Source organism: Streptomyces sp. NPDC005483 (assembly GCF_040606035.1).
In the GTDB taxonomy this organism is placed as follows: Bacteria; Actinomycetota; Actinomycetes; order Streptomycetales; family Streptomycetaceae; genus Streptomyces.
The window spans coordinates 1-4,803 of sequence record NZ_JBEXEA010000097.1 but is presented as its reverse complement, the minus strand read 5'-3'; the positions used below and the strand labels follow the sequence as shown (position 1 = coordinate 4,803).

Annotated in this window: 4 protein-coding genes; 2 read left to right on the top strand and 2 right to left on the bottom strand. The window is 71.2% G+C overall.

Annotated elements, in window-relative coordinates:
* Positions 1-152: 152 nt before the first annotated feature.
* Positions 153-1,259 carry a winged helix DNA-binding domain-containing protein gene (locus ABZT06_RS50180; protein WP_355756556.1) on the bottom strand — a complete coding sequence of 369 codons (1,107 nt, stop codon included), beginning with the start codon at positions 1,257-1,259 and terminating at the stop codon, positions 153-155.
* Between the two features lie 154 nt (positions 1,260-1,413).
* Between ABZT06_RS50180 and ABZT06_RS50175 the strand changes: the two genes are divergently transcribed.
* Entirely contained in the window at positions 1,414-2,601 is a 1,188-nt protein-coding gene (locus ABZT06_RS50175; RefSeq protein ID WP_355756553.1) for a CorA family divalent cation transporter, read from the top strand.
* Positions 2,602-2,675: 74 nt separating this feature from the next.
* Here ABZT06_RS50175 and ABZT06_RS50170 read toward each other — a convergent pair whose 3' ends face one another.
* A complete protein-coding gene (locus tag ABZT06_RS50170; protein ID WP_355756550.1) occupies positions 2,676-2,906 on the bottom strand; it encodes a hypothetical protein in 231 nt (76 codons plus the stop codon).
* Positions 2,907-3,332: 426 nt separating this feature from the next.
* Here ABZT06_RS50170 and ABZT06_RS50165 point away from each other — a divergent pair, with 426 nt between their 5' ends.
* Positions 3,333-4,712, top strand: coding sequence for a glutamate decarboxylase (locus ABZT06_RS50165; RefSeq protein WP_355756547.1), 1,380 nt, complete (start codon positions 3,333-3,335; stop codon positions 4,710-4,712).
* The last annotated feature ends 91 nt before the right edge of the window (positions 4,713-4,803 follow it).

Below are 4,803 nucleotides of genomic sequence, written 5' to 3'. Positions count from 1 at the left end.
CCTTTACCGCTGGTGTTTTCTTGCGAGCTGCCGTGTGTTGAGGGGCGGGGGGGGTGGGGCCCACCCCCTGCGCCCCCCCAACGCCCCCTATCCATGCGGGCCCGCCGATCACGGTGACGGGCCGGGCGGACCGAGAACTCCTGGTCCGCGGGTCACGTTCCTACGACGGTCCCGAACCGGATGTCGTACGACGTCCCCGGGTGCAGCGTGGCGAGCATCCGCTCCCCCTCGGCGGTGACGTCCTCCCGCAGCGCCTTGGTGAGCCGGCCGAAGGGCTCGACCACGAGGGTGTCCGCGGTGAGCCTCCAGACGCCCGCGAGGAAGCCGTCGACGAGGAGCGTGCAGTGGGCCTGGTTGCCCTGCCAGCTGCGGCCCCAGTACTCCTTCGGCACCACGCGGGTGCGGTCGGCGTGGGAGAGCAGCAGGTTGTCGAACTCCGGCAGGAAGCGGGGCGGGGCCGGGGTGTCCTCGGCGGGGCGGGGGGCGTCGGGGAGGTCGACGAGCTCGACGCCGTGCTCGTCGCGGAAGGTCAGCAGCTGGGGGCGGAGCCGCTCGAAGGCGTCACGCAGGCGGGTGAGCCCGGCCCAGGTCTGCATGTCCCTGACCGAGGCGGGGCCGAACGCGGCGAGATAGCGCAGGACGGTGGCGTCGGGGGTGGGAGCGCGCTCGGCGGGGCGGCCGAGCCAGTGCTCCGCCGTGGTGAGCGCGACCTGGCCGCTCCTGCCCCACAGCCCGCGGGGGGTGATCTGCACGAGGGGCAGCTTGCAGCGGGCGGCGATGGCGAGGGCCTGCGGGTCGGCGTCCGGCCACTCGGCGAGGAGGGCCTCCCTCAGCTGCTTCATGGTGCGCGGCTCGGCCTCGACGAGCTCCCGGGCCAGGACGGCGAGGCGGTCGAGGTCGACCCCCTCGAGCCCCTTGCGGAAGGCGGTGAGTTCGCGGTCGCGGGCGGGCTGCACGAGGGGCCGCAGGGTGAGGCAGTCCGCAGCGGTGTGGGTGTGGATGGTCGAGCGCATGGTGACGATCCGGACGACCTCGCGGTCGGCCATCAGCGCCGACAGCTCCTCGGGGGTGAAACCGTCGAGGCGGGCGGCGAGCGCGTAGTACGGCGGCTTGACGTTCTGCGCCTGGAGTCCCAGCAGATGCCCGACGGCGGCCTTCGCGGACCGGCCGGACCGGCGCAGGAGCAGCTGCCGGTCGAGGGTCGCCCGGTTCAGGGCGCGGATGCCGAGCACGGGGGCCGAGGTGGTCGTCTTCGTCATGCGGAACACGCTAGAGGCCCTTGCGGACAGGCGCTGTCCGCAAACCGTTGCCGAATTTCCGCGCCGCCGCCCCACCTGGATGTGATTCGCCCCGTATACCCTGCTCCGTGATCACGCCGACATCGGCTCGACCCGAGAGCGAGAGGCAGCCACGATGTCCGAGCGACGCGCCCGCCCCACCGCGAAGAACTCCGCCGCGAAGAACGTTGCCGCCAAGCGCTCCAGGAAGTCCGTCTGGCGCCGCGCCCTGACCCCGCCCTCCGCGCCAGCGGAGACTCCGGTGCCCGCCGACGACCCACCCGCCGCGGAGACGGCCGAGCCGCCGAGCATCGTCCAGGCGGCCCTGTACCGCGACGGCGTGCGCGTCTCCTCCCCCGCGACGCTCGCGGACACCTTCCGCGAGCTGCGCGAACAGCCGTCCGGCATGGCCTGGATCGGCCTGGCCCGGCCTCCGGAGAGCGAACTCCTCTCCCTGGCCGCGGAGTTCGACCTGCATCCCCTGGCCGTCGAGGACGCGATGGAGGCCCACCAGCGCCCCAAGCTGGAGCGCTACGGCGACACGCTCTTCGTGGTCCTGCGGGCGGCCCGCTATCTGGACGCCCCCGAGGAGGTCGACTTCGGCGAGCTGCACGTGTTCGTGGGCCCGGACTTCGTGATCACGGTCCGGCACGGGGCGGCCCCCGACCTCTCGGCGGTCCGCCACCGCATGGAGAAGACACCGGAGCTGCTGGGGCTGGGCCCCGAGGCCGTCCTCTACGCCATCCTGGACGCGGTGGTCGACGGCTACGCGCCGGTCGTCGCGGGCGTCCAGAACGACATCGACGAGATCGAGACGGAGGTGTTCCGCGGCGACCCGGAGGTCTCCCGCCGCATCTACGAACTCTCCCGCGAAATGGTCGAGTTCCAGCGCGCCACCCGACCCCTCGTCGGCATGCTGCACGCCTTGATGGCCGGTTTCGCGAAGTACGGCACGGACGAGGAACTCCAGCGCTATCTGCGGGACGTCGCCGACCACGTCACCCACACCAGCGAACGGGTCGACAGCTTCCGCCAGGCCCTCACCGACATCCTCACGGTCAACGCGACCCTCGTCACCCAGCAACAGAACGCGGAGATGCGGGCGTTGGCGGAGGCGGGGTTCGAACAGAACGAGGAGATCAAGAAGATCTCGTCCTGGGCGGCGATCCTGTTCGCACCGACGCTGGTGGGGACGATCTACGGGATGAACTTCGAGCACATGCCGGAGCTGGGCTGGAGGTTCGGGTATCCGTTCGCGATCGGCTTGATGGGTGTGGTCTGCGTCAGTCTGTACGTGATTTTCAAGCGGCGGGACTGGCTCTGAGCCCCTCACCCGTCGCGGGCCGGAGCGGGCGACTCACTGCCCGGGTCGCCCGGGACCGTGTCGCCGGGTTCCGGTCAGCCGTGCTGCGTGTCGCCGCCCGGATCGCCGGGTGCCGTGGTGCTCGTGGCAGGAAAGCGTCGGAACGCGGCGCGTGTGGGGCCGAGGCGGGCCAGGGACGTGCCGGCGAGAGCGGCGGCGAGCAGACAGGTGAGCCAGCAGGCGTCGCGCTGTACGGACGAGCTGAGGGTGCCCGCGGGCGGGATGGCGAAGCCGTCTGCGGAGCCGCCGTGAAGCGGGCGCGCCAACCCAGCAGGAGGCGAGTACGGAATGGACGACGAGTGCGAGTGCGCCGGCCCTGGCCGATGACCGCGTTCACCGATGCCACGAACAGAAGTGCGCCACCGAAGGCCGCGGACCAGACCGGCGCGGTGGACGCCGGTTCCGGTACGGGCCGCGCACCGGCACGCAGGGACACCCACTCGACCGCGCTTCGGCTCCTTCCGGCAGGACGGCCCGCCGACACAGCGTTCCATGGCGCGACGGTTCCCGGGAGGGCAGGACCGCCCGGGACGGGGTCCTGCCGGGGCGTCAGTATGTACAAGGGAAAATCCGGTTCATCAGTGCGCAAACGCGTCGCTGGATCGGTGTAATCGGCACAAATGCAGGTCCGGGCGGGGATCTAGCGTCGGAGTGCACGGGGCCGTACGAGCCAGAAAGGCATCGAGTCACTCATGCCCATCCCGAACACCGACGTCATGCCCGCCATCGAGTTCGACACCCTGACCTCCGCACCCGGCCCCGGCAGCCCGCCCGCCGATCCCCTTCTGCTTCCGGTCGACGAGTTGCCCGCGTCGATGTCGGAGCCCGACGCGGTCTGCCGTCGGGTGCGTGACGAGCTGATGCTCGACGGCAACGCCCGGCTCAACCTCGCGACCTTCGTGACCACGTGGATGGAACCGCAGGCGCGGGAGTTGATGACGGAGACGGCGGAGAAAAACCTCGCGGACCGCGCGGAGTACCCGCAGATCACGGCGATGGAGGAGCGCTGTGTGCGGATGCTCGCCAAGCTCTGGCACGCACCCCGCCCGGAGCAGGTCCGTGGCTGCTCCACCACCGGTTCGAGCGAGGCGGCGATGCTCGGCGGGCTCGCGCTCAAGCGGCGCTGGCAGGCCCGCCGGCGCGCCCAGGGCAAGGACACCGCGCGACCGAACCTGGTGATGGGCTCGAACGTCCAGGTGTGCTGGAAGAAGTTCGCCAACTACTTCGAGGTGGAGCCGCGCCACGTCCCGATGGAGTCGGGCCGCTACCACCTCACCCCGGACACGCTCACCGCCTACTGCGACGACAACACCATCGGTGTCGTGACCGTCCTCGGCTCCACGTTCGACGGCTCCTACGAGCCCGTGGCGGACATCTGCCTGGCCCTGGACGGCTACCAGGCGGCCACCGGCACCGACATCCCCGTGCACGTCGACGGCGCGTCCGGCGCCATGGTGGCCCCGTTCCTCGACCCGGGTCTGATGTGGGACTTCCAGCTCGAACGCGTCGCGTCCATCAACACCTCGGGCCACAAGTACGGGCATGTCTTCCCCGGGCTCGGCTGGGCGCTGTGGCGTGACGCCGAGGCCCTCCCCGACGAGCTGGTCCACGAGGTGGACTACCTCGGCGGCAGCTCCCCCAGCTTCACCCTGAACTTCTCCCGCCCGGGCGCGCACGTCGTCGCGCAGTACTACAGCTTCCTGCGGTACGGCTTCGAGGGCCTGCGCAACCTGGCGGCCCGCAACCGTACGACGGCCCGCGCGCTCGCCGCGCGGATCCGGGCGATCGGACCGTACGAGCTGGTCACGGACGGCTCCGACCTGCCCGCGTTCGCCTTCCGCCTCGCGCCCGGCACCGAGGGCCTCACGGTGTTCGACGTCTCCCAGGCCATGCGCGCCCGCGGCTGGCACCTGCCGGCATACACCTTCCCGGCGCCCTGCCAGGACGTCTCCGTCCTGCGTCTGGTCGTACGCACCGGTTTCACCGCCGAACTCGCCGGCATGTTCATCGCCGACCTGACCGAGGTCACCCGGCGCCTACACACCGACCGGCTGTCGTCCGCGCTCGGCTAGGGTCTGTCCGGCGGATCAGGCCGGCTGCAAGAAACGGTGCTGCTCGGTGCAGGTGAGCGGGGCTGGGTGCGTCTGGCTGCAAGGCGGAGGA